This window comes from Helicobacter typhlonius (assembly GCF_001460635.1).
GTDB lineage: Bacteria > Campylobacterota > Campylobacteria > Campylobacterales > Helicobacteraceae > Helicobacter_C > Helicobacter_C typhlonius.
The window spans coordinates 938,176-963,996 of sequence record NZ_LN907858.1 but is presented as its reverse complement, the minus strand read 5'-3'; the positions used below and the strand labels follow the sequence as shown (position 1 = coordinate 963,996).

Genomic DNA, 25,821 nt, shown 5'->3' with positions numbered 1-25,821 from the left:
TTAGTCCTTTTTAAATTTAAGATAAGAGAGTGCTTTTGTAGCAAAGGCACTAAAGTGTGGAAAATTCATTGAAAATTTTGTGCGATAAGGTGCATAGGTATAAAGGGGTTTAATGCTTTGAATAATATCAGCTTTTTCATCACTCCAAGGTAGGTTATTTAAAATGCGCATTATGCGTTTAAGCAAGGTGCGAATACAACGGTAATAAAAAGCATAGGTTTCATTGCTCACATATTTTTTAACATTTTCACTAAAAGTAACAATTTTATGAGCAGTAATGGCATAACTTTTGGCACTTTTGAGAAATTTATTCATATCCCCCCCCCTCTTGTAGTTGAAAGCAAAGATTGTCGGTAGTCATAAAATCGTTTTGGGCTTAAAAATACCTTTTTAGCGTAGCTAAAGCATTTTAATCCAAAAAGTATATCTTGATGAAAGATATCCTCACAAAATTTTATTGCATACTGCTGCAAAAGATTTTTTGCAATTGCTCCTTGCCAAGTATAGGTAAAAAGCACAGCCTTTTGTTCATAAAGCGTTTGTAAAAGTTCATCGCCACTTTTTGTTTGCCCTGCTAAAGTGCTCATATTAAACCAAAATTTTTGATAACCAAGTGAATGTCCCTCATCGCTAATAAGATTAAACTCTGTATAGATAATATCTAATGTAGGGTCATTCTTAAAACACTGGGCGTAATATTCTAAAGCTTTAGAATCTATTCTATCATCAGAATCCACAAAGACAATGTATTGACCTTTGGCTTTTTTTAAACCTTCATTCCGCGCAATGCTTTGTCCAGCGTTATTTTGATGAACAAGAGTAATAAATGAATGTGATTCTGCGTAAGTTTGTGCTATTTCTCCGCTTTTATCAGTGCTGCCATCATTAATGAGTATAATTTCAAAATCTTTATAACTTTGTTCTAAGAGCGAATCTAGGCATTCTTTAAGATAGGATTGCACATTATAAATGGGCACAATAATAGAAAAAAGAGGTGTATTTTTACTCATCATCTCTCCCTTGCTCTACCTGTATAGGCTGTGTCTGCAAATGTTGATTTTGCGCATAAGTCGCTAGGGCATTTGTGTCTTTGGGTGTATGCTCTGTGGGAATGAGTTCTGCGCCCGGAAGCTTGTATATACGTCCTACGCGCCCGATAAAATGAGGCAAAAATTTTAAATCCTGTTGATAAATTTCATCAGCAATATAAAATGAATCCACCTTTAAAAGCACACTTTTATTCTCCCCAAGCTCCAGCACATCATATAAATTACACATAAAGGCGACTTTCACACCCTTTGGCACAGGAGGAAAGCCAGATTTTAGCACTTCAAGCTCTATATCAAACTCCACCGCCTCACTCATATTATAGCCTAGCTCCGCACTCGTGCTATGTAGGGCGTTTAGGTGGGTAGATTCACACATACTGATTGTGGCTTTGCGCGTATCAAGTATGTTTTTATAGCTATCTTTGTGGGTGCCATCACTCTTTTGCATCATACAAATCGCAAAAATAGGTGGATTCACACTCAAAGGCGCAAAAAAACTAAATGGAGCGAGATTTATCGTGCCATTTGGAAAGCTCGTGCTAACCCACGCGATAGGGCGAGGCGTAATGGTATTGCTTAGAATCTTGTAGTTTTGTAAGGGTGTTGAAGTTTGTGTCTCAAGTATCATTGCTTAGCCTTTTTTCATTGTTTTTTAGCAGATTCATTGTATAAGTGATAACTTCTTGCGGTGTGATAAGCTTCATACAATTATGATGTTTCAAGGGGCATTCACGCTTCTTGCAAGGTGAGCAAGGCACATATTTGCAGAGTAAAATACAAGATTCATAAGGGTTTTGCGCGTGGTGTGAATCTTGTGAAACCTGCTGTGAATCCTGTGCAGTGATAGTTGCCCTGTCTTTATCCTGTGCGCTAGATTCTATAAATTGAGAATCTATAGAATCATCATTTGTGTGGAGTAAAAAAGGTAATTTTTTTAGCGATGTGGGCTTATATGGTGCGGTTTCTTTGATATTTGTAGGACCAAAAATCGCTACCATAGGCACTTTGAGTGCGGCGGCAATGTGCATAGGACCGCTGTCGTTGGTGATAAAGACATTCATTGCGTTAATATAATCAATAAGCTGATTGAGATTTGTCTTGTCTGTGAGGTTGTGAAAAAATCGTGCATTGGAATGAGAAGCGATAGAATCCGCAATTTGCGCGTTCGTGCCTTTGGTATCGCTTGAGCCAAAAAGATACACATCATAAGAGAGTGTGAGAAAATGTTTAATAATCTCCACAAAATAGGACTTTTCCCAACATTTTGCACTGCCAAAAGCTGCTCCGGGATTTATACCTATGGCGATATTTTGTGAATCTTGTGTGTTTTGCGTGGCGAGATTCAAAGGATATGAGATAAGGCTAAGTGGCTTTTTAGCGAGAATAGGGAGCAAATCTAGCCTAAATGGCAATGAGGGGGCAGATTTGTAGTCAAGGAGCAGCTGCTCTATGCGCTCCAACCATTGGTGTAGCTGCACACTATCTTGGGGCAAAAATTCCGCTTCGTTTTCACTATCAAGCATATCTTGATAAGCCTTGTAAGCTTGTTGTTGCACAGATTCTAAAGGCGCGATGAGTTTGAGGTATAAATGCACCTGATGTGTGCCTTTGATGTGGTGTAAGGGCAGGGCGTGGGTTAAGAGAAAACTTCTAGCGTTTTTAGCATAGCCTATACGCACCTTGCTTTTACTAAAAAATAAGAAGAGTGCGGAAAAAAAGGTATTTGCAAATGTAATTGAAATATCGTGTATACCTACATTTTTAGCAAGTTTTTTGATAGCATAGATTCTACATTTCGCACTTTTGCTTTCATCAATAAAAATATGCTTTACGCGCGAATCTCGCTCATAGATTCCACAACTTGCCTTTGTGCCTACAAGCGTAAAATCTGCATTTTTAAAGCTTTGTTTAAGCCATTCAAATGCAGGAGAGACCATTACACTATCACCTAACCAATTTGGCAAACGCAGAAGTATGCTTTTGACAGAATGAGTAGGGATAGTATCTTGCGCTAAAGACATTTTTGCTCCACAAAATTTTTGTTATTTTTTAAGAATCTTAAATTTATGATGATGTTTTGAGTGTTATTGTAAAGTTAAAAAGCTAAAAATCTGCTATGAAGTGTGGAAATTTTACCAAAATAGCGTTCAATGTAGCTAAAATAAAAGATTTTTAAGATAAAATGAGTGCTTTTTAATATGTTGAAATATTGTAAAAAGTTTAAGGAGGAATGCAAAATGGCGTTGGTTACCCCTCGCACATTGAGCGGATTTAAAGATAGACTACCTAAGGAAGCCCTAGCAAAGGCACTTTTACTCAATCAATTAAGTGATGTATTTATGAAGTTTGGTTTTGTGCCTATTGAAACACCGCATTTAGAATATGCTGATGTGCTTGTGAAACAAGGAAGTGATGAGATTCAAAAAGAATTATATCGTTTTACGGACCACGGGGGGCGCGATGTGGCGTTAAGATTTGATTTGACCGTGCCTTTAGCGCGATTTATTTCGCAATACAAAAATGAAGTGAATTTGCCCTTTAAACGTTTTGCTATAGGGAGCGTGTTTCGCGGAGAACGGGCACAAAGAGGGCGATATAGGGAATTTACACAATGTGATTTTGACTTTATAGGAAGTGATAGTACCTCGTGTGATGCAGAGATTTTGCAAGTGATTTATGCTTCACTCAACCAGCTTGGTATAGATGAATTTACCATTTGGCTTAATCATCGCGGAATCCTCGATGGAATCTGTGAATATTGCGGTATTGTAAATGATAAAGATATAAATAGTGCGCTAAGGATTATCGATAAGTTTGATAAGATTGGCAAGGATGGCGTGGCTGCCGAACTACAGAAGGAATTATCATTAAGTGGCAAACAGGTTGAACAACTGCTAGAATATACTTCAATCAAGCAACAGGGCGATAGTGAGAACTTTTTTAAGCAAATTGCATTTATGAGTGAGTTTAATGAATCTATTAAAAGGGGTATTGATGATTTAAAAGCCTTATATGAGGTGCTCGCGCCATTACAAATGGATAGAGATACTTATCGCATTAACTTTTCAATCGCTAGAGGACTTGGGTACTACACAGGAATTGTGTATGAGACGACTCTAAATGCACTAAAAAGTATAGGAAGTGTCTGCTCCGGAGGGCGATATGACAATCTCACTCGCACTTTTTCTAAGGAGAGAATGAGCGGTGTGGGCGCGAGTATTGGGCTAGATAGACTTTTGGCTGCGCTGGAAGAATTGGGGCTTTTGCATATGAATGCGACTTCTGCATGCGCACTTATTGTATGTATGGATAGGTCTTATTTTGGCTATGCACATTTACTTGCCGAGACTTTCCGCCGCTCAAAAGTGCCTATTGAAGTTTATCCAGAGATCAATAAGCTCAAAAAGCAGTTTGGTTATGCTAATACAAAGGGATACGAGTTTGTAATCGTAATAGGTGAGAGTGAGTTTAGCTCAAAAACACTTACTCTCAAAAATATGGCTTCAAGTATGCAGATGAATAATATCAGTTTTCTTAAAGCCCTCACGCTTATACAAGAAGAGAAAGAGGATAGGACAATTTAAAAAGGAGCAACAATGAGAGTGGAATCTTCGCAATGGCAACTTAACGCACTTTTTAGGAACGAGGAGCATTTGGAGCGATTTATGAGCGCACACACACGCAGAACTAAGCAGTTTGCAAAGGCTTATGAGCAAAAGCTAAATACCATTAGGTCGGATTTCTTTTGCGAGGTATTAAAGGAGTATGAAGCGGTATTGGAGGGATTTTCGCGCATTATGACTTATGTGTTTTTGCGCTTTGCAAAGGATACCACGCAAGGTGATATGTATGCAAAATATGAAATGCAAACTACACAGATGCAGAATCTCGTGTTGTTTTTTGAGCTAGAATTTTGCAATCTTCCCAGTCAAAAGCGCGATGAGATTATCGCTCACGCACCTCAATATGAATATTTTTTACAAAAGCTTATTGAGCAAGATAAGTATCAGCTCTCTCTAGCAGAGGAAAAAGTGCTTTTGAGCACTTCTCCGGTGGGTGTAAATGCGTTTTCGCGCCTATTTGATGAGCATTTAGCAAATCTTAGCTTCAAAGTACCAAAGAGTAAGGATTCTAAAACGCATTTTAAAGAGGCAAAAAAATCACAAAAAGGACATAAATCAAAGCTCAATGAGGAGGAGATTCTAAGTTTGCTTCATCATCATAAACGCGAAGTGCGTAAAGAAGCGCAAAAAATCTTTACAAAAAAGCTTTATAAATCTCGACATCTTTTAGCTTATATTCTTAATATGGTTCGAAAGGATTTGCATATTAGCACACAGCTACGCGGGTATAAATTACCAGAATCTTTCCGCCACATCTCAAATGCCGCAACACAAAAAAGTGTGGATAAACTCATCGAAGTAACAAGCACCCATTATCCGCTTGTAAGTGAATACTATGAGATAAAAGCAAAACTGCTTGGTATAAAAGAGTTAAAAGACTATGATAGATACGCACCTATTGAAAGCAAAGCGCATAATCTCTCTTATAATGAGGCGATTAACCTCGTGCTAAAATCCTTTGGGCAATTTAGTGGGGAATTTAAAAGTATTGCAATGAAAGCCTTAAGAAAAGGTTGGGTAGATTCTCATCCTGCACCACATAAGCGAGGCGGGGCATTTAGTCACGGCAGTGTGCCGAGTGCGCACCCTTATGTGTTGCTAAACTATACAGAATCTCGCCGAGATGCTTTCACAATTGCTCATGAATTTGGGCATATGATTCATCAAGAGCTTTCTAAAACACAGGGTTATCTTAATATGGATACACCACTTACCACAGCTGAAACAGCCTCTGTGTTTGCAGAAATGCTCCTTTTTGATACTCTCAAGGCAACCTTGAGTAGAGAGGAGCTAATCCCGCTCTATGCAGGGAAGCTAGAGGATATTTTCTCCACACTCTTTAGACAGGTTGTGATGACACATTTTGAGCGCAGAATTCACGCGCAAAGCGATGAGTTAAAGCCTGAGCAGTTTGATGAAATATGGAAAGAAGAAAACGAGCGTATGTTTGGTAAAAGCGTGAGTTTAAGCAAGAATTATGAGGGCTGGTGGTGCTATATCCCGCATTTCATACACTCGCCATTTTATTGCTATGCATATAGCTATGGGCAGTTGCTTGTTTTGGCACTCTTTGGTTTGTATAAATCCCAAAAAACAACACAAGGCAAGGCGAAATTCATACAAAAGTATATACAATTCCTCTCGCTCGGCGGGAGCAAAAGCCCTAAAGATTTGATTAGCACTTTTGGTTTGAATCTAGAGAGCGATAAATTTTGGTTAATTGGAATGAATGAGGTGCAGAAAATGCTTACAGAATTTAAGGAGCTTATAAATGCAAAAGATTCTGTTTTCACCTGCGTTTAAAACACTCATACTCGCTCATTTGAAAGATATATTGACATTTTTGCTTGAAAAAGGCGTTGGCTTTAACATAATGTGTGATATGAAACACACGCATTTTGACCCTGTGCTACCCGAACACATTAGTAGCACTTTTGGCGATGTGGCGACTTTTGTGCTTACCGGATATAGCTTTGAAAGCATTGTGTTGCAAAAAGATGGCATAGATTTTGAAGCTGGATTTGGCAGTGAGAATATGGTGTCTTTGGTGCATATCGCCTATGAAGGTGTTGTGCTTATTTATTTGCACGATAGTGATTTGTTGCGTGATATTTCGCTTTTTACAAATGTAAGCCACCCATTTTTTTATGATATTTCAGCTGAAGAGCTCAATGAGATAGCTTCTGTGCAGGAAGAGGGCTTGGAGCATTCACGTCTTGCCTTTACTTCAAATCCAGAGAATAGTAAATTTTTAAAAAATAATTAACCTTTTAAGGGAGGGCATAAGTGAAATATGCTAGAATCTGCCTTTTATGATGAAAATATTAAGAAGTTTGCTTCATTAAGGAGTCTTTATGGATAAAGTGAATCTTGAAGTCTTTAGATTCCAAGCGGGTGTGGATTATCTGCCTTATTATACAAAGCTTGTTTTTACCTTTAGTTCTCAACATAAACTTTCTCATTTGCTTACTTTTTTGCACGATGAAATAGGCGATTATGGTTATGACAAGACATATTTAGCATTGCGTATTAATCATATAGTAATTTTCGAGGATATGAGCATTACAGAATTAGTGCAGAGATTTGGCACAGAATGGCAAATCGAGCCATTGAGTATATATTATGCTAACAAAGATTTGCTCCTTAATAAAGATGCTTTGTGGCGTAAGTATGATACATTTTTTACAGAGGCTGATTTTATAAGTGAAGTGGAAAAAAAGGAACTAGGCAAATACTTAATATTGAATCTTATCACATCTATGGAGAATGAGGATTATTTAGGTGATGGGTTTTTTCTTTATCTCAAGTGGCTTATCTCGCGTCACCCACACAAAATGCAGTTTTTTACAAAATGGCTTTTAGATAAAAATGGCGGAATCTTATATTTTGTGAGCCTCGCAGATATGGTTTATCCACGCGCAAATACGCTTGATGAGGAGATATGGGAATTGATGAGGGATATTGTATTTTCTTATGAGAGTAAGCAGATAAAAGCTCTAACGACTTTGAAGTGCGGACGAAAAGGATAAACTATGAAATATATCATCTACGATAAATACGATAGTGCGCTAAATCCGCAAGGATTGCTCTCTACTACAAAAGCTTTGTTTGCTGCACTGAATTTAGAGGTGATTTCTCCTGCTTCGTTACAAGCACAAGGTTTGTTTGATTGCGGTGGGTATTGGGCTAGATTAGCACAAAAAAACGATTTATTGCGCAATGTCGCTTACAATCTCGCTCTTGCAAATGCTGCAGATGCTACACTTGTTTTTGTCGAGGAAGACGCATATGCAAATGCCTTTTATGCAAAGAGTTTTATAGAATCCCATAGTCATATTATGCGTGAGATAGAAACGCAATATTTACATCAATTTAATCTCCTTTACGATAGCAAGGTGCAAATGTGTTACTTACCCGATTTGCTTAATAGCATTGATATTAGCCCATTAATCCAAAAAAGATTCACACAATTTCTCACTGCAATCGTGCGTGGTGGGTATCAAGCCTATGTGCCAAAAAGCACAAATCATAGAATTTACAACCAAGTTGGCTTAAAGGTGCTCGAGACACCGCTTGCTAATCAATATTACGCACACTTACTGCAAGTGAATCCACAGGTTGCATATGCAAATAGTGCGCGATTATTTTTTGATTTAGCAGATTTAGGCGTGGATTTCATACTTTCATACTCACTTAGTCAGTTTGCTATGCTAGATTCTAATCGTGCTAAGATTTGCAAGGCTTGTAATCGCGATAATATTGCTATTCCTGTGCTGTTATTACCTCAAATATTGTTACTCGCTTTAGGACAGGAGGATAGAAATACTCTTGGATTCACATACCATAAGCAAAAGGTGGAGATGTTTTAATGCAACTTTTTTGGAAATTTCTTTTTGCGGCAGTCATTGGTGCGACTTGGTATCATTTTGGTGGTGAAGATGCGGCAATGGCATTGGTGTTTTTCCTCATCATTTTGGGAATGCTTTTTATGAAGCCTATTCGCTACCAAGATCCAAAAAAACGTGAGGAATTTATGCAGAAAATTCGCGATAGTAGGGAACGCAAAATTGCGCTTGAAAATGAACGTATGGAAGAATTAAAACGACTAAAACAAAGCACTAGAGAGCAAGAAGAGCGTCTCAAGAAAGATTTTGAAAAGCGCATAAATAAGCGTTGATTCACAAAGTGATTTTTGCTACAATCACATAAAACTACACATTAAAGGATATTATGTAATGGAAATTTTACTTTTACTTATTGCTGGAGTGGTAGTGTATTTTCTTTACAATACATTGCAAGATTATCTTAAAAACCCCATTAATCAGCAGTCTTACCCAAAGCAGCTTGAGGATACAAACATAAATTTTCAAAATGCTTACGAGCAAGTGAGTGTTGTGGAGAAGGCAAAATCAAACGAATTTTCTGTGTTGGCAGCTATTTTAGGTAATTTTATCGTGTGGAGTAAGATGAAAACGTGTCCGCTCAAAAAAGAATTGCTTGATGGAATACTTACAGATATGGCATCAGAATCTAAAAATCCAAAGTTAAGTAAAGAAGAATTAAGCAAAATAGTGATGGAGCAAAAAAATCACGACACTACAATCCAGATTGATGAGTTAATTGATGAGTTATGTGAGGAATATGTAGCACTCACAAAGGGCGAGTATAAAAAACGTCTTAAAGTAGTGGAATTTTTGTTTGCCCTTGCTTATGCCGATGGCGTTTTGAGCGAAGATGAAGAAGATTGTATTATCGATATTGCGGCGTTTTTTGAGCTAGCAAATGATGATTTTAACGCGCTATATGAGTCTTTTAAACAAATTTATGCACAAGCAAAAACTATGAGTGAGAAAGAGGCTACGGCAATATTTGTTCTTCAGGATTCAAAAGATTTAAACAAGCGGGATTTAGAGCAAAAATATCACGATTTAATCAAAAATGCTAAGCAAAATATCTTTGATAGTAAAAACATTAATAAGACTTTCCGTGATACCTCGCTTTCGCGCATTAAGGAGATTGATGAAGCCTACACACTTCTTAAGCCTTTGGCACAAGATAGGCGAAGTTCGCAAGAGACGCAAGGGGATTCACAGGATTTAGAGAATCTGCAAAATTCACAAGTTTTACAAGATTCGCAAAAAGATGAAAAAAGCACAACAGACAAGCCACGCTCTAGCTGGGACTTTTAGGAATGATGTTTGCTTGAAATAAGCTATTAAAAATATTTAGAAAGGGAGGTAGGCAATGGATATTACAAAAGTTAATCATAGCGGTGTACAAGGAATGCTTGCAAACATTTATAATGTTCAAAATCAGCCTCAAAATGTTAATAGCAAAGAAAGTGAGCAAAAGCCAAATGGTGTGGATTCTATAAACAATACCGATAGAAGTGTGCAATCACTCCAAAGCGCAGACATCACAAGGCGCATTGAAGATAGATTCTCTCCATCACAGGAGCTGCAAAAGGCGCGTGAAATCGGTGGAGAGCTCGAGGGAGGTTTTAGCAGTAAAGGTTCTTTTGATAGGTTATCTTCCATACTTAGAGAGCAGGGGTTAATCAACTCTAATGAACAGGTGGCTATGGATTATTTAAAAAATCACGCACCAAAACTCGATTTCGATGAATTTGCAAAAATTGCAAGTAATGACAATCACAGCAAAGAGATGAAAGGACTTATAGATTCGGTTGTTAAGACTATGGATTTTGTGGATAGCGTTAATGGAGGCGTTTTAAGGGAGAGTTGATTGAGCGGAAAAAGTTATTTACTCGATACTTCCATTATCCTTGATGATACGCAAAACATCGTTTATTTGTGGCAGGATTCACAAAATGCGCTTTTTATTGCGGAGGTAGTGATAGAGGAGCTTGATAAAAAGAAAGATTTGCAAAATGAAACAGGCTTCTTCGCGCGTGAATTTTTTCGTTGTATTAATAGCGATAGCGATGAGACGTCGCAGGAGATTTTAAATCACAGCGCAGACATTACAATTTCACAGAATCCACAATCACACCTTACACACTCTTATGTTGCAAAATCTACTGCAACTCCACACATAAGAGCAAATAACATAGGATCTGCAAATCCAAATCATAATGGCGTGCAAGGCAATACTGCACAGGATTATATGCAGACTATATATTTTCGCCTTGGCGATATGAGTATCCCGCTCACTTTGATTTATCGCTCCACATACAAGATAAAGCCACAAGAACATAGTTATAATGATTCTAAACTGATTGAAATTGCTAAGGATTATCGTCTCACACTTCTTACCAATGATATTTCGCTTAAGGTGCGCGCGCAGACGCAGGGTATAAGCGCACAATCACTCTTTCGCGACAAGGTTGAAAATCCAAACGATATTGACTTTTGGGCATATTTTGAAATACACAAGGACGAGCCATCAACAAAACTCAAAGAACTTGAAGACTTTATGAATCTCACACAATGGAGCTTGATACAAGTCGATGAACTTGATAATACCGATAGTGCGCTGTATAAAACAGGCAAAAAAACTTTTGGCTTGAAAGTGGGACAGGAGTTTATAGAGCTAAAACTTGATGAGATTCTAAAACTTCATCAGCCCTATATTATGCCTATAAATCTCGAGCAAAAAATGCTCTATGCCCTGCTTACATACCCACAAAATAACCTTACAATTGCCACAGGTTCAACAGGAAGTGGAAAAACGCTTATTGCGCTTCAAGCTGGAATTACATTAGTAAAAAATGGCGTGGTCGATGGTATAGTATATATGCGTAACACTATTACTGCAAATGATAAAGAAGCAGAGCTTGGCTATCGCAAGGGTGATGAGGGGCAAAAACTCGGTTATTTTATGTATCCACTTTATGGTGCGATTAATTTCACCATCGATAAACTACAAGAGCAGTCTTTGGCAAAACGTATTGAGTATCGCGGCGAGGTCAATGGTGTGCAAAAGCAAGATGCGACAGAATACTTTTTGCAAAAGCATAAGATTGAAGTAGTAGATATAGCTCACGCGCGCGGTATTAGTATTGGCAATAAATTTGTAATTTTTGATGAAGTGCAAAATGCCTCAAATGCGACAATTAAGCTTATTGGCACACGCATAGGCGAGGGAAGCAAGATAGTGTTTTTAGGAGATTGGGCGCAGATTGATCACCCTTATTTAAGCAAATTTCGCAATGGTGCTTTAAGTCTTTTAAGTAAGGCGCTCAAAGATGATTTTATTGCTGGAATTCAGTTGCGACAAACTATACGCAGTGATGTGGCAAGTTGGTTTGGAGAGAATTTTTAATGGGAGTGTTTAAAACTTTTAGCTATAAGATTCTATAAAATCTCACAACCTTTTGAGGGGGCAAGATGTTTTTTAGAATCTGTGTTGTGTTGCTATGGAGTTTAGGTGTGGTTTATGCAGCGCGCCCTATGATTACCGATGATGCACGCGTGGTGGATAAACGCTCCTGTCAGCTGGAAACTTGGGGGTTATATGATGGCACAATAGGCGAGTATTGGGCAGTACCGGGCTGCAATATGTTTTGGAATCTTGAAATTAGTATGGGCGTAATGATAAGTAATGCCCCCATAAATGGTATAGAGGAGAGATTTAGAACACAGCAGCTTGTAATGGGCGCAAAAAAGATTTTTAACGATTTAGAAGAAAAAGGATATGCCTACGGCGTGGTAATAGGCAATACCTATAATTTTTTGTATTCTAAATATCGCAACGACCATTATATCTATTTACCTGTGAGCGCAGCATTTTTGGATAACACTCTGCTTTTACATTCAAACTTTGGCTACCGATTGAAGCGCAACGAAAATGAGCCGCATATTTATCATATCGGCTTAGGATTAGAGCAGCAGGTATCCCAAAGGTTATGGGTTTTAGGCGAAGGTCTCTATGAGCGCACAGATGATTTGAAATTTCAAATTGGGCTTAGAATCTGGCTCTTACAGGATAGGATTCAGCTCGATGGCACTTATGGTAATGCCTTTAAAGGAGGGCAGAGCTGGGTATCTTTGGGGCTAAGATTCTTAAGCCCAGAATTGTTTTAGAAAGCAAAAAGAAAAAGTGTTAAAATTTTGCGAGACAAGAAAACACAACAATGTACTATGTTTAGAAAAAGAAAGGATTAAAATGATGAAAAAAGCTTTCATTTATGTATTATTCGCTTTATTTTTTGCCTCTTGTGCGTCTTTAGGTGAGCCAAAAGCACTTTCTTATAGTGTGCAGGTAGGGAGCTTTAATAATGTGGAAAATGCAGGAAATTATGTGGATTCACTCAATGACAAGGGACTTGATGCGTTTTTATTTAAAGAGAATGGCTTATATAAAGTGCGCTTTGGCAATTACCAAAGCATAGAGATTGCTAGGGAGAATGCGCAAAAATACCACAAAAGTGGCTTAATAGGGGATTTTTTTATTGTTTCTCCGCAAAAATACGCTATCAACAAAAAATCCAAATCAAAGACACAAAAAAGCAAAGGTGTGCGTGAAGATATCGTGGAGAGCGCACATCAATATTTAGGTGTGCCTTATAAATGGGGTGGGACTTCGGAGGCTGGATTTGACTGCAGTGGGTTAACAAGCGCAGTTTATAAACTCAATGGTATAGTGTTACCTCGCTCCTCTTATGAGCAATATCACAGCGGAGATTTGATACAAAAAGCCAAGCTACAAAGGGGTGATTTGGTGTTTTTTATCACAAATAGGGGCAAAAGAGTTAATCACGTAGGTATATATATAGGTGATAACGAATTTATCCACGCGCCCAGCAGGGGTAAGGTTGTCAGTAAAGCACGATTAGATTCAAATTATTGGAATAAGGCATATAAGGGTGCTAGAAGCTATATAAAATAATGCGCTAAGCCGCGTAAGCTGCATTAAAAGTATTGTCAAAACCCACACTTGTAAGTATTTCCTCCCTTATAAAAATAAGTTAAAGATTCTAAAATTTACCAAACAGGGATTATATAATTTTTAAACTCTTTGTAATACTACTTCTTTGCAAACAAAATTCACCCATTTAAACAGCATTTCTACGCTGCTAAAGCCATTTGCTGCGTGTGAAAGATAATATTGATTCTAATGAGACGCTTACTTCTGCCACAAAGAGACTTACCGCATTTTTAGGTTTAATTGCGGGAGTAAGCTTAGTTGTAGGGGGAATTGGTATTATGAATATAATGCTCGTTTCCGTAACAGAGCGCACCAAAGAAATTGGAACGCGTATGGCTATTGGTGCATTGCAGAGTGAAGTGCTTATGCAGTTTTTAATAGAATCTATTACCTTAAGCTCACTTGGAGGAATAATTGGAATTATTTGGGCATTTTTTGCTTCATTGAGCCTAAGTTATTATATGGAAATTCCTTTTATTTTTGATATTCCAACGGCTATCATTGCCTTTTTATTTTCGGCTTTTATTGGTGTTCTCTTTGGTTATCTTCCCGCAAGGAGAGCTTCAAAGCTTAATCCTATTGATGCGCTGCGCCACGAATAGTTGAGTAGATTCTATGGGAGAGAAAGAATAGGATAGTCGTGTTTATTACTTATAGGAAGCTCAAAGTGCCACCATTCTGTTTTTATACTCTTTAATCCAGCTTGGCTCATTATCTCTTGGAGTTTGTTACGATGAGTGCAATTTTGTGTTTGGGATTGCGGACACATATAATCACGCCACGCTTTAGGGCTAAATTCATCAAATGCGCTTGGCATACTTAAAGCTTCTCCATTTCCTTGAGCTAAGCCCACATCAATGGCAATCCCCCTTGAGTGATTTGAGCCTTTCTTTGGGTGAGCGACATAGCGCGTATCAGGCACAATGCTCCAAGCAAGCTCTTGTGCGGCTTGCGGACGGAAACAATCATACACAATAAGCTTTAAATTTTTACGCCTTAGAATCTTGGCAAGTTTTTGCATATGCTCTTTCATATCTTTATGGAGATAGCATTTGTGTAAAGAAAAAGGTGTATAGATATTTGTTTTCATAAAGTTTTCTTTACTATCATAAACAAGGCGCGTGATAAAAGTATCTTTATCTATTTCTTCAAGTGCAAAAAGCCCAATATTACGCATTTTATCTTCAATTAGAGAATCTTTGCCTTGCGCAAAGCTACATATAATTATAATTAAAAGCAAGGCAAGTTTCATTCTTTACATTCTTTCAACATATGTCAAATTTTTAAAACGCATTTTGAATCTCTCTGCTAAGCTTAGGTTCGTTTTTTCTCCATTTTTATGTAAAAAATTCAGCAACATTCCCCAAAAGCCTATTTCATTTTTACCTAACTCTTGCTTCTCAATGGCTGCTTGTTCTTGCGCAATATTAAGCACACTCAAAATATCTCCTTTAGCAAGTAGAGAAAATACTTTATATCGTAAGTTTTTCTCATTTTGGTCTTGGAGATGCTGCACATATTCATCAAAATTGCGATATGTTGCATAAAAGGTATCAATACAAGATTGGATATACTCTAGCATTAAGGGGAGTTTTTCTTTGATAGTTGTTATTTGGGCTTCATCAAAGGGCTTTTTACAAGGGATTACATAAAAGCTTTTTTCTGCTCCTATATTTTCGCTTGACACAACAAAAGAACCATTTGCCCTCAAAGCATCACTTTTGTAAGTTAAGCATTCTTCTGCTTCTGTAATTTCCCAATAGAGTCTATCCATCTCATAGCCTTTAATCTCTACACTCCAAATGCCTGTATGATATGTATCTGGACGCCTATGTAATAACTCATAATGCACACTAATAAAATCATCTCCATTGCGTTTATACAAAATCCAATTTGAGTAAGTTTTAAATCCCTTTGCTTTGGCTAATGCTTTAAAATAAGATTCTAATTCTTTGCTTATACTCTTATCAATCTTTGCCACTTCTCCTCCTAAAGCCTCTTATCGTGCTTGGTTATGATGAATTAACACCATTATAGCAGAGGATTATCTATAATCATAGCTGCTATAGCCTTCATAATCGGCATTGATAAGGGTGCTATCAATACAGGAGGGAATCTCCACATCATCATCTACTTCGATACATTTTAGATTCTTACACTCGCTTAGCCACTCTGGTAAAGCTTTTATGGGATTGTCATTCAAACATAAAATTTCTAAAGATTGTAGATTTTTTATACTCTCTGGCAAAGATGTAATGTTATTTTCACCTAAGTAAAGTTCTCTTAAAGATTCTAGTTTGCCAATTTCTTGTGGGATTTGTGTGAGTTCATTATCAAATAAATCCAAAACTTCTAAACCCTTGATTTCACATATTTCTTTAGGAATGCTTTGAATGGATTGTCTCTGTGCTACAATGGCTTGTAAGCCCTTTAATGCACCTAATGTTTTTGGTAAATCTTTTATTCCCTTAGGGCAATTGTCATCAAGTGCAAATAGTCTTGTTTCCAAAAGCCAATCTTCAAGTTCGCTAGGGTCTAAATCTGCAGGATTTTCATCGCAATATCGTAAAGAATCTGTCATATCTTCAAGCATTAGTCCGCAATCATCGCAATTATTCCATAGCCAATTACTTAACTCTTCAAGTTCCTGTGGGGTAAGTTTTGAAACATTATCTTCTTGTTTCATTGTTTCTCCTTTTTGTTTTTACTATTATCATATCACGCATTTTTTTTTTTTTTTGAATAATAATTTTTAGAGTTTTTAGTAAAATTTTAAAATAAGTTACAATAAATTACATTATTTTTCTTTTATAATTTTAGTTTGCATAAAATAAATACATATAAAATATAAATATTTATTACTTTTTAGCAATCAAAGTGCCAAAATTCACCCATTTAAACAGCACCTCCACGTATTCAAAGCCCACATTACGTAAAAGCGTGAGATTTTCCTCAAGGCTAAAGGGAATGAGCACATTCTCTAATGCTTCGCGTTTTTTACTAATCTCGCCTTGCGTATAGCCCTGCTCACGCTTATAGCGTAAATAACGTTCAATCATCTGCTTATCAAGGATTCTATGCGGAGAGCTCATTTTCTCACTCACAATCAAAACTCCGCCCTTATCCAAAGAATCATAAATCCTTTGAAGGAGGCTTTGACGTTGTATTGGGCGGATAAATTGCAAAATATAATTGGCAAGCACCGCCGCGCAAGATTCAAATTGATACTCAAGTAAATCCGCACACTCAAAGCTAATCTCCACCCCATAAGCTTGGGCTTTAAGCCTTGCTTTTTCCACCATTGCACGAGAATTATCAATGCCGATGAGCTGCCAATTTGATTCTAGCACTTGTTGGCTATGAATGCTAGAATCCTGCGCATTAAGCGTCTGGTGCAGGGCTAGAAGCGTGCTACCTGTGGAGCTACCCAAATCATAAATGCGTCTTGTTTCACATTCTGCCATATTCATAGCGCAAAAATCCACGATAAGCCCTAACACTTCCTTGTAATGCGGGATTGAACGCTCAAGCATATCATCAAAAACACTCGCCACTTGCTCATCAAACTCAAATTGCTTATTTGGCTCTTGTGTAAAAATCTCATCTTTCATATACGCTTCTTTTTTGTATGTTCTTGTTTTTATCGTGCTGTTTGTCATATCACTTATAGCTTTTTTGCACCGCTTTGGTGCTTTTTAACTCAATTTTAGAATCTAGCTAAGTTGCGCCATTCCCTCAAGCGGAGAACTTGCACTTGCATAGGCTTTGCGAGGTATGCGTCCTGCGAGATAACTTGCTCTTCCAGCTTTCACTGCGTATTTCATCGCCTCCGCCATAAGAATAGGATTCTGTGCTTGAGCGATTGCGGTATTTGTAAGCACCGCATCAGCTCCTAGCTCCATAGCGATACTTGCATCACTCGCACAGCCTACCCCCGCATCAACAATCACAGGCACTTTAATCGCCTCTTTGATGAATCCTATATTGTAGCGATTTTGAATCCCAAGCCCACTGCCAATAGGCGCAGCAAGGGGCATAACCGCACTTGCTCCGGCATTTTCTAGCCTCTTTGCCATAATAGGATCATCATTTGTATAAGCCAACACGCAAAAGCCCTCATTAGCAAGAATCTCGGTGGCTTGGAGCGTTTCTATCACATCAGGGTAGAGCGTCTTTTGCGTGTCGCCGATGATTTCAAGCTTGATAAAGCTAATGCCTGTCGCCTCACGCACCAAGCGAAAAAGTGTAATGGCTTCCTTAGCATTGACGCACCCAGCGGAGTTTGGCAAGAATTGAATCTGTGTATCCTTAAAAGTCTCGAGTAGATTCTCACTTTTGTTATCCATTATATTTACCCGCCGCACCGCCACGGTAATCATCTCTGCACCACTTGCCAAAGTCGCCTCTTTAGTCGTGGCGAAGTCCTTATATTTCCCACTGCCCACGATGAGACGAGAGGTAAATTGATGTGAACCTATATGCAATGTATCCATAAAAATCCTTTATAAAGTGTGTAGAAGTCTTAAAGATTCTATGAGAATCTGCGGGGTGAGCGCGTATGAGGCATTATGCTTTAAAGCCACTTTTGCACTTAGGCTATGCGCGAGTGAGCCTTGTATTGCGCTGTTTAATCCATTTTGCCCCTGTGCAAGGAGTGAGCCTATAATACCACTTAACACATCGCCACTTCCACCTTTTGCAAGCGCACTTGTCCCAAGAGGATTGATATAAAGCTCCTGTCCCTGCGCGATAAAGACATTTGCCCCTTTAAGTAAAAGTGTGGTATGCGGATATTTTTGCGTGAAATTTAACATAAAATCCACTTTTTTTTGCGGGTTATACTCACCCAAATCGCATATTTGAAGCAACGAAGCAAACTCTTTGGGGTGAGGGGTAAGCACAATCTCTCGCGTAAAATCCAATGTCCGCTGCTTGAGGCTTTTATCTAAAAAAGTTTTAATCATTGGTGTATGAAAGCAATCCGCGTCAATCACGCAGGGTAGGGGGCTTTCACATAAATTTTCTAAAATCTTTGCACTTTTATCTATACCTAACCCCATACCCAACGCGATAGCACTTGCCTTTGTAGGCAGATTCTGCTCTTGCATAATTTCTGGAGGTATGAATCTCTCCTCATCTGTAATGAGACTCACAAGTCCCACGCCAAAGCTTAAAGCACTCTGTGCGCTAAGGATACTTGCGCCTACTTTTTCCCCACTAAAAACTGCCAAAAATCCATAATTGCCCTTATGCGTATTATTCTCCCTACGCAGAGGCAAAGCGAGGTCGCTTGTTTCTAATAATTTGATATTTGAGCTAATTTGATAATGGTTAGCACTTAGCCCGAGCTTACCGATATGTAGCTCCCCTACAATGTCCTTTGCTCTATCGCTTAAACACGCAAGGCTAATCGCGCCCATACAAAGCGTGTGATGAGTCTTAAATACAAAGCCATCATTTTGCTCACTTAGCCCACTTGGGACATCACATGCAATGTTGATACGCGCACATTTTTGTGCTGTGGTTAAAACATCGCAAATTTCAGAATCTAGCGTGCCTTTTAATCCACTCCCCACGACACAATCCACCACCACATCACAGGGCAAAATCTTTTTGATAAACTTAATCTCACATTGGGTAGCTCGCTCATAGTTTTGCACGCAAAGAGGGGACTTTGGCTCTTTTACTTGATAGATTCTTACTTGATAATCCCCGCTTAAACGCCTAGCTAATGCATAACCATCGCCGCCATTATCACCACCACCGCATAAAATCGTAATCACGCTTCCCTTATGCGTTAAAGAAACAATGAGAGATTCTAAAGCGCAGGCAGCATTTTCCATAAGAATCTCGCTGGTAAGGTGGTATTTTTCACACGCGCGCTTATCTAAAAAACTCGTGTTTTGATAAATGTTTTTCATTGCTTTTATGCCCCATATCGCGCACTTAGAGCAGCGACAATGACACTTACTACATCATCTTCAGGCTTCGCATCTGGTTCGGGCATAAGCTCTTTAATTTTACTTTCAATATAAGAAGTATCAAAATATCCTCGCCTAAAGTCTTTATCATTACAAATATTAATGAGAAAGGGAATTGTTGTTTTCACGCCTTTAATGGTAAATTCATTCAAAGCTCGCGAGAGTTTATTTACTGCAAGATTATAGCTTGAAGCTTTCACAATGAGCTTTGCTACCATAGAATCATAAAAGGGTGGAATAACATAATCTTTATAAATACAGCTATCCACACGCACAAAAGGTCCTAGGGCAGGATAGTAAGTGGTGATTTTACCCGGATTTGGCACAAAGTCATTTGCCACATCTTCGGCATTGATTCTCGCCTCTATCGCAAAGCCTTGAGCGCGTATATCGTGCTGTGTGAGGTCTAAAATCTCTCCTTGGGCGATACGAATCTGTCTTCCTATCAAATCATAACCTGTAATCTCCTCTGTAACGCCGTGCTCAACTTGTATGCGCGTATTCATCTCCATAAAATAAAAAACATTGTTTTCATCGAGCAAAAATTCCACCGTTCCAGCATTTGTGTAATGCGCCGCTTTCGCTGCTGCCACTGCCGCCGCACCCATTCTACGGCGTAAATCATCGCTAATAAATGGGCTAGGGGCGATTTCAATCAACTTTTGATGTCGGCGTTGAATACTACAATCGCGCTCCAGCAAGTGTATCACATTACCATAATTATCAGCGAGGATTTGAAACTCAATGTGGCGCGGATTCACAATATATTTTTCCATAAAAACATCATCATTTTTGAAAAATGCCATAGCCTCGCGTTTGCAAGCTTCAAAAGATTCCATTAAATGCTCTTCTTTTTCTACCACGCGTATGCCACGACCACCGCCACCGCTACTTGCCTTGAGTATCACAGGGTAGCCGATTTTTTGTGCGAGTTTGGCTATTTCGCGCATAGAGCATTTATTCAGCGGCTCGGTGCCCGGCACAATAGGGATACCATTTTTTTGCATAATCTCTCTTGCAGCATTTTTATCGCCCATTTTAGCAATGGTGAGTGAATCTGGACCAATCCAAGTAATCCCTGCTTCCTGCACCTTTTTGGCAAAGGCGGCATTCTCGCTTAAAAATCCATAGCCGGGGTGAATTGCATCAGCTTCACAGCGCAAAGCGGCTTCGACTATCAAATCCGCGTCAAGATAGCCTTTGAGCGGGTCATCGCTAATCTCATAGTTTTCATCAGCCATTTTCACGTGCAAACAATCTCTATCCGCCCTCGCATATATAGCAACACTTTTAATGTTTAAATCCCTACAAGCGCGGATAATACGCACAGCTATTTCGCCACGATTAGCAATGAGAATCTTTTGAAACATAACGCCTCCTTAAAGAAAAATATTGCTAGAATCAAGCAAGATTCTAGCCCTTGTATGCCTTGATTGATTTGTCTAAAATCTCTTGAGCGACATTTTTATCTTTAAAATCCTTGACTTTCACCCATTTGTTTGGCTCTAGGGTTTTGTAGGTTTCAAAGAAATTTTTGATTCTATCAAGAGTGATACGCGGTAAATCAACATAAGACTGAATCTTATCAAAACTAGGATCAATCTTTGAAACAGGCACGGATAGGAGTTTTTCGTCCATTCCGCTTTCATCTTCCATAATAAGCACACCGATGAGGCGCACAGCAATCATACTTCCGGCTTGAAGCGGGTAGGGATTAAGCACAAGAACATCAACAGGGTCGCCATCATCTGCGAGTGTATTGGGGACAAAACCATAATTAGCAGGATAAAACATCGCACCATACATCACTCTATCTACGACAACTAAACCGCTATCTTTATCAACTTCGTATTTGATATTTGAACCATAAGGGATTTCAATGATGACATTGACTTTATTTGGATTTTCACCCACTGATACTTTACTTAGATTCATAATCACTCCTTTAATTATGTAGTCAAAGTAGCGATTATACCAAAAGATTTGTGATTTACTTAAAATGAAAGTGCAATTTGTGCTTTTGTGCTAAAGCCCGGCTCATAAAGAGGTGTATTACCTGAATCCATTGAATAAAGCTCATTAAGCGGAGTGTAGGGATTAGCATAGGTTTTGTTTGTAATATTTAAGAATGCTAAGCGCAGACTTAAATGCGACTTGACATCATAAGTAAGGTAGATATTATGCACATCGTAGCTCTTTTTGTTGATAGAGGCTAACTCCCCACGATACATATTATAGCCCCGATAATTTATACCTTCGCCAAAGCGACTAAGCCATAGAATCTTAAAATGTGGTAGAGAGCTAAAGGGGCGCAATCCCGCACTGAAATAATAGCTTCTCCCGCTCACTGCCATAAGCTCAAAGGTATCGGTAATTGTTTTGCCATTGTATGTGGGGAAGTTTTGCGCGATACCTAAATGCACATCTAAAAAGTCAAAGTCTAGCCCAACATTTGCTTCATAGCCTAGAATCTGTATAGGGCTATTCATATTTTGACGCGAGAATCCCTCGTCTCCGTGAATGGCGGTATTACTTGCATTATTGACATAAGTATTAATAAAGTTTTTAAGATATTGATGATAAAGCGCAATATGTGCGCTAAAAAGGCTATTGTCATAGTCTATATCAAATTCTGTATTGTGCATTCCCTCTGCCTTGAGAGGTTTAATGATGACACTAGGGTCAGCAAGAATTGAGGCGTCCATAGGCATAACTCCTCGCGTGTTATAGTTTTGTGTGAGCTTAAAGCTTAATTCATTTATAGGCATATAAAGCAGTGAGATATAAGGACTGAATCCTTGTGTATTGTGTGTTTTACCCACTTTGTCTGTATGTATAAAGCTATCATAACGTGAGCCAAGCTCTAGGCTCAAAGATTCTAAAAGATTAAAATTCGCACCGATAAAGCCCCCATAAATTACAGTCTTTTCATTTGCCCGATTGTTATTTTTGAGATTTTCAGGAGTGATATTGCGCTCTTCTGTGCTTATAAGCTGATAGTTTAGCCCATATTTGAGGGAATGCCTCCTCTCACCAAAATAATGCCTCAAAATAACATCACTGCCTAGATTTGATAAAAGCAAGTCTCTTGGGTCTTCGTAATCAACATTTGTGCGTATCCCTGTGGGAGAAAGCAAGAGATTTTTACGTGAATAATAAGCATTCCATTGCAGATGAAAAGATTTATCAAGCAAATAATCATATTGCGTGCTTACAGAATGGGCGAAAAGCTTGCTTGCATAGAGTTGGGGTGAAGCACCGAGTGTGAGGATATTTGCGGCATAGGGCGATACAGAATTGACATTATTAAAGTGATAATTCACATTAAATGAGTGATTTTCCTTTGGCAAAAAAGTGAGCTTAAAAAGTGCGTTGTGTGCCTTTGCAGGAGATGATGAGACTTTATTTCCATCACCTGCACGATAATAGGGCACATCATCAAAATTATAACTTGCCACTAGCCCAAGATTCTCTTTTATCTTGCCATAGGTTACAAGTGAAGTATCCACACCTTTATTTGTTTGTCCTCCAATATTAAAATGTGCCCCATAGTTGCGATTTGCACCGAGCAAGTCAAAGGCATTTTTTGTAGTGATATTTATCCCTCCGGCTAATGCACCTGCGCCATATTCTACATTTGCTAAACCCTTTTCTATTTCAATATTTTTTACAAGGAGTGGGTCAAAGAGGAGGTTGCCTTGATGATGGAGTAGATTCCCACTTTGTGTAATACCATCAAGTCTCACACGAAACATTCTATCTTCAAAGCCGCGAATATAGAGCTTTTGTGCGATTTGTGAGCTACCGCCAACTTGAATTTCTGCACTTTTATTGAAAACCTCGCGCAAATCTCTCGCTTGAGTGTTGGTAATAAACTCGCTATCAATGACGCTTACATTTGTGTGGCTGACTGCTTGGGCTGTGGTAACCAAAGGCGAGAGATTGATAGATTTTGAGCTATTGTCCTCATCTGCTAATGTCATATTTATGAAAGTCATACTTGTGAGAGTGGGGATTAGAATCGTATGTGAGATACTTTTCATCATATAAGCCTTTTGTATCAGGTTATGTGGATAAATATAATCCTTTATTCACATAATGATAACGATACTTATCTTATAATAAGTTTAAATACGCAAGGCTTGGTAGAATAGTCTTATTAGGATGATTAAAACGAAAGTGCGATTTGTGCCTTTGTATTAAATCCGGATTCGTAAAGTGGTGTGTTGCCATTACCATTTGAAAAAAGCTCTTTGAGCGGACTATAAGGATTCACATAGGTTTTATTTGTAATATTTAAGAATGCCAAACGCAGACTTAAATGCGTTCCCACATTATAGCTAAGATAGATATTATGCGTGTCATAGCCCTTTTTACTCACTGAATCTATCCCATTATAATACATATTATAGCCCTGATAGTTTATACCTTCGCCAAAGCGACTAAGCCATAAGATATGAAATTGTGGCACACTCTTAAAGGGGCGCAATCCCGCACTGAAATAATAGCTTCTCCCGCTCACTGCCATAAGCTCAAAGGTATCGGTAATTGTTTTGCCATTGTATGTGGGGAAGTTTTGCGCGATACCTAAATGCACATCTAAAAAGTCAAAGTCTAGCCCAACATTTGCTTCATAACCCAAAACGCGTATATGTGAGTCCATATTTTGACGGAAGCTATCATCGTGCGAATGCCCGCTACCTGTGTGATTACCTTCGTTTGCATAGCTATTGATGAAATTTTTAAGATACTGATGATAAAGCCCGATATGCGCGCTAAAAAGGCTATTGTCATAGTCTATATCAAATTCCGTATTGTGCATTCCCTCCGCCTTAAGAGGCTTAATAATGATATGTGGATTCCCAAGCAGCGAAGCGTCCATAGGCGTAGCCCCGCGCGTATTGTAGTTTTGTGTGAGTTTGAAGCTCAACTCATTTGTGGGTGCAAAAAAGAGCGTGGCATAGGGACTGAATCCTTGTGTATTGTGCGTTTTGCCAACTTTATCTTCATATATAAAGCTATCATAGCGCGAACCTAACTCTAAGTTTAAAGATTCTAGCAGATTAAAATTCGCACCGATAAAGCCCCCATAAATCGCACCTTTTTCGTGCCCTGTGTTATTACTAAGTAGTGCGTGGTCATCTAAATCCTTTGCCTTTGTGAGTATCAGCTGATAATTGAATCCATATTTTATAGAATGCTTTGCCCCGCCAAAATAATTCCTCAAAATCACATCAGAGCCGAGATTCACAAGATTTAAATCCATAGCACCTTCGTGTGAATCTTGCGCTTGTAACGCGCCTTGCGGTAAAAGCTTGAGATTCTTATTTGCATAGTAGGCATTGATATGCGCGTGGAAATTCTCGCCAAGCGCGTAATCATATTGTGCGCTCGTGGAGTGAGACAAGAGGGTATTATCATAAAGCTGTGGATTTGGGGATAGAATCACATTTGCGCCATAGGGAGCAACCGCGCCGACATTATTAAAGTGATAATTCACATTAAATGAGTGATTTTCCTTTGGCAAGAATGTAAGCTTAAAAAGCGCATTATGGTTTTTTGCAGGAGAAGAGGGGACTTTATCACCATTACCTGCACGATAATATGGCACATCATCAAAACTATAACTTGCGACTAGCCCGAGTTTTTCTTTTATCTTACCATAGGTTGCAAGTGAAGTGCCAATGCCTCTATTGCTTTGCCCGCCGAATGTAAAATGTGCCCCGTAGCTACGATTTGCACCAAGTAAATCAAAGGCATTTTTTGTTGTAATATTTATCCCTCCGGCTAATGCTCCCGCGCCATATTCTACATTTGCTAAACCCTTTTCTATTTCAATATTTTTTACAAGGAATGGGTCAAAGAGGAGATTGCCTTGGTGGTGAAAGAGATTCCCCCCTTGCGTAATGCCATCAATCCTAATACGAAACATTCTATCCTCAAAGCCACGAATATAGAGCTTTTGTGCGATTTGTGAGCTACCGCCAACTTGAATTTCTGCGCTTTTATTGAAAACCTCACGCAAGTCTTTTGCTTGGGTATTTGTGATAAAAGTATCATCTACAACACTAACATTAGCATTACTAATAGGGTGAGCTAGAGAAGTAATTGGTGAAAGTTTAACAGAAGTCATATTTTGGGTGTTTTCATCAGCAAAACTTATGCTTACAAAAGCCGCACTTATAATGCCTGAAAACGCAGCCATACTAAAAACTGAAGGCACAGAAGCAGAGCGAATATGTGTCATTGTCAAAACCTTTAGAATAAAATATGCAAAAT

General features: G+C 38.5%; 25 protein-coding genes and 1 pseudogene. 12 read left to right on the top strand and 14 right to left on the bottom strand.

Annotated features, from left to right (window positions below):
• Genes BN2458_RS04790 through BN2458_RS04775 form a run of 4 tightly spaced genes read right to left on the bottom strand, consistent with a single transcriptional unit; the run spans position 1 to position 3,070 of the window.
• Positions 1-315 (bottom strand): hypothetical protein, encoded by a 315-nt coding sequence (locus BN2458_RS04790; RefSeq protein WP_034343174.1) that lies wholly within the window; start codon positions 313-315, stop codon positions 1-3.
• Complete coding sequence (locus BN2458_RS04785; RefSeq protein ID WP_052082148.1) at positions 312-1,010, bottom strand: glycosyltransferase; 699 nt, start codon at positions 1,008-1,010, stop codon at positions 312-314. The genes BN2458_RS04790 and BN2458_RS04785 overlap by 4 nt, the downstream gene beginning before the upstream one ends.
• Entirely contained in the window at positions 1,003-1,677 is a 675-nt protein-coding gene (locus BN2458_RS04780) for a flavin reductase family protein (RefSeq protein WP_081951476.1), read from the bottom strand. The genes BN2458_RS04785 and BN2458_RS04780 overlap by 8 nt, the downstream gene beginning before the upstream one ends.
• A complete protein-coding gene (locus BN2458_RS04775; RefSeq protein WP_058122056.1) occupies positions 1,667-3,070 on the bottom strand; it encodes a glycosyltransferase family 9 protein in 1,404 nt (467 codons plus the stop codon). Before BN2458_RS04775 ends, BN2458_RS04780 begins: the two co-directional genes overlap by 11 nt.
• 222 nt (positions 3,071-3,292) lie before the next feature.
• On the opposite strand from BN2458_RS04775, the gene hisS reads away from it, so the two are divergent.
• From hisS to BN2458_RS04715, 12 genes and pseudogenes are all read left to right on the top strand, one after another.
• Positions 3,293-4,633, top strand: coding sequence for a histidine--tRNA ligase (gene hisS / locus BN2458_RS04770; RefSeq protein WP_173644096.1), 1,341 nt, complete (start codon positions 3,293-3,295; stop codon positions 4,631-4,633).
• A gap of 18 nt (positions 4,634-4,651) precedes the next feature.
• A complete protein-coding gene (locus BN2458_RS04765; protein ID WP_173644095.1) occupies positions 4,652-6,475 on the top strand; it encodes a M3 family oligoendopeptidase in 1,824 nt (607 codons plus the stop codon).
• Positions 6,444-6,938: a hypothetical protein gene (locus BN2458_RS04760; protein ID WP_034327937.1), complete on the top strand. Its 495-nt coding sequence runs from the start codon at positions 6,444-6,446 to the stop codon at positions 6,936-6,938. The genes BN2458_RS04765 and BN2458_RS04760 overlap by 32 nt, the downstream gene beginning before the upstream one ends.
• 88 nt (positions 6,939-7,026) lie before the next feature.
• Positions 7,027-7,701, top strand: coding sequence for a DUF5644 domain-containing protein (locus tag BN2458_RS04755; RefSeq protein ID WP_034327940.1), 675 nt, complete (start codon positions 7,027-7,029; stop codon positions 7,699-7,701).
• 3 nt (positions 7,702-7,704) lie between these two features.
• Positions 7,705-8,541, top strand: a complete 837-nt coding sequence (locus BN2458_RS04750) for an HdrB C-terminal domain-containing protein (RefSeq protein WP_034327944.1) — start codon at positions 7,705-7,707, stop codon at positions 8,539-8,541.
• Complete coding sequence (locus BN2458_RS04745) at positions 8,541-8,849, top strand: hypothetical protein (protein ID WP_034327946.1); 309 nt, start codon at positions 8,541-8,543, stop codon at positions 8,847-8,849. The genes BN2458_RS04750 and BN2458_RS04745 overlap by 1 nt, the downstream gene beginning before the upstream one ends.
• 58 nt (positions 8,850-8,907) lie before the next feature.
• Complete coding sequence (locus BN2458_RS04740) at positions 8,908-9,861, top strand: TerB family tellurite resistance protein (RefSeq protein WP_034343180.1); 954 nt, start codon at positions 8,908-8,910, stop codon at positions 9,859-9,861.
• 55 nt (positions 9,862-9,916) lie between these two features.
• Positions 9,917-10,417: a hypothetical protein gene (locus tag BN2458_RS04735; RefSeq protein WP_034327952.1), complete on the top strand. Its 501-nt coding sequence runs from the start codon at positions 9,917-9,919 to the stop codon at positions 10,415-10,417.
• Positions 10,418-11,956, top strand: a complete 1,539-nt coding sequence (locus BN2458_RS04730; protein WP_034327954.1) for a PhoH family protein — start codon at positions 10,418-10,420, stop codon at positions 11,954-11,956.
• Between the two features lie 65 nt (positions 11,957-12,021).
• A complete protein-coding gene (locus BN2458_RS04725; protein ID WP_034327955.1) occupies positions 12,022-12,717 on the top strand; it encodes a hypothetical protein in 696 nt (231 codons plus the stop codon).
• Positions 12,718-12,799: 82 nt separating this feature from the next.
• Positions 12,800-13,522, top strand: coding sequence for an NlpC/P60 family protein (locus BN2458_RS04720; protein WP_231944870.1), 723 nt, complete (start codon positions 12,800-12,802; stop codon positions 13,520-13,522).
• A 230-nt stretch (positions 13,523-13,752) separates the two neighbouring features.
• Positions 13,753-14,163, top strand: a pseudogene (locus BN2458_RS04715) (ABC transporter permease); the annotation flags it as partial.
• 11 nt (positions 14,164-14,174) lie between these two features.
• Here the strand turns inward: BN2458_RS04715 and BN2458_RS04710 are convergent.
• From BN2458_RS04710 to BN2458_RS04665, 10 genes are all read right to left on the bottom strand, one after another.
• Complete coding sequence (locus tag BN2458_RS04710) at positions 14,175-14,813, bottom strand: M15 family metallopeptidase (RefSeq protein WP_052082149.1); 639 nt, start codon at positions 14,811-14,813, stop codon at positions 14,175-14,177.
• 3 nt (positions 14,814-14,816) lie between these two features.
• The gene (locus BN2458_RS04705) at positions 14,817-15,542 is read right to left on the bottom strand and encodes a hypothetical protein (protein WP_034343182.1); all 726 of its coding nucleotides are present in this window, start codon (positions 15,540-15,542) and stop codon (positions 14,817-14,819) included.
• 63 nt (positions 15,543-15,605) lie between these two features.
• Positions 15,606-16,247 carry a leucine-rich repeat domain-containing protein gene (locus BN2458_RS04700; protein WP_034343185.1) on the bottom strand — a complete coding sequence of 214 codons (642 nt, stop codon included), beginning with the start codon at positions 16,245-16,247 and terminating at the stop codon, positions 15,606-15,608.
• 172 nt (positions 16,248-16,419) lie between these two features.
• Positions 16,420-17,172, bottom strand: a complete 753-nt coding sequence (gene cmoA / locus BN2458_RS04695; RefSeq protein WP_034342940.1) for a carboxy-S-adenosyl-L-methionine synthase CmoA — start codon at positions 17,170-17,172, stop codon at positions 16,420-16,422.
• Positions 17,173-17,274: 102 nt separating this feature from the next.
• Positions 17,275-18,054 carry a thiazole synthase gene (locus BN2458_RS04690; RefSeq protein WP_034328189.1) on the bottom strand — a complete coding sequence of 260 codons (780 nt, stop codon included), beginning with the start codon at positions 18,052-18,054 and terminating at the stop codon, positions 17,275-17,277.
• Between the two features lie 9 nt (positions 18,055-18,063).
• The gene (locus BN2458_RS04685; protein WP_034328187.1) at positions 18,064-19,482 is read right to left on the bottom strand and encodes a bifunctional ADP-dependent NAD(P)H-hydrate dehydratase/NAD(P)H-hydrate epimerase; all 1,419 of its coding nucleotides are present in this window, start codon (positions 19,480-19,482) and stop codon (positions 18,064-18,066) included.
• 5 nt (positions 19,483-19,487) lie between these two features.
• Positions 19,488-20,912: an acetyl-CoA carboxylase subunit A gene (locus BN2458_RS04680; protein WP_034328184.1), complete on the bottom strand. Its 1,425-nt coding sequence runs from the start codon at positions 20,910-20,912 to the stop codon at positions 19,488-19,490.
• 43 nt (positions 20,913-20,955) lie between these two features.
• Positions 20,956-21,477 carry an inorganic diphosphatase gene (gene ppa / locus BN2458_RS04675; RefSeq protein ID WP_034328182.1) on the bottom strand — a complete coding sequence of 174 codons (522 nt, stop codon included), beginning with the start codon at positions 21,475-21,477 and terminating at the stop codon, positions 20,956-20,958.
• Between the two features lie 59 nt (positions 21,478-21,536).
• On the bottom strand, positions 21,537-23,585 hold the full coding sequence (locus tag BN2458_RS04670; RefSeq protein ID WP_052082125.1) for a TonB-dependent receptor plug domain-containing protein: 2,049 nt from the start codon (positions 23,583-23,585) through the stop codon (positions 21,537-21,539).
• 125 nt (positions 23,586-23,710) lie between these two features.
• The gene (locus tag BN2458_RS04665) at positions 23,711-25,789 is read right to left on the bottom strand and encodes a TonB-dependent receptor plug domain-containing protein (RefSeq protein WP_082628718.1); all 2,079 of its coding nucleotides are present in this window, start codon (positions 25,787-25,789) and stop codon (positions 23,711-23,713) included.
• Positions 25,790-25,821 lie beyond the last annotated feature (32 nt).